The 308-nt window shown below is 67.5% G+C and carries 1 protein-coding gene; it reads right to left on the bottom strand.

Going from position 1 to position 308, the window contains the following annotated elements; all coding sequences use genetic code 11:
- Nucleotides 1-308 (bottom strand): PAS domain-containing protein (locus EXE44_RS18905; RefSeq protein ID WP_137718108.1); only part of this gene is annotated, 308 nt, incomplete at both ends.

Raw genomic sequence — 308 nt, 5'->3', positions numbered from 1 at the left:
GCCGGCGATAACCTCGCAGACGCGCTCCGGGATGACGTTCGGGTCCCGGTTCTCGACGAGTATCCGGCTTATCTCGCTGAGAAGGCCGTTCACACGCCCGAGAACCCTGTCGAGCGCCCGGCGCTCCGTCGCGAGCTTCTCGGCCCGCTCCTGGGCCAGTCGCTCCGCCTCCTTCCGCTCGCTGACGTCGTTCTGGAACCCGACGTAGTGGGCCAGGTCGCCCGCCTCGTCGTAGACGGGTGCGACCGTCAGCTCGTTCCAGAACGGCGTTCCGTCGCGTCGGTAGTTGCGGATCTCGACGGTCACCT

Source organism: Halorubrum sp. SS7, assembly GCF_005435055.1.
GTDB classification, from domain to species: domain Archaea; phylum Halobacteriota; class Halobacteria; order Halobacteriales; family Haloferacaceae; genus Halorubrum; species Halorubrum salinarum.
This window is presented reverse-complemented; position numbering and strand designations above follow the sequence as displayed.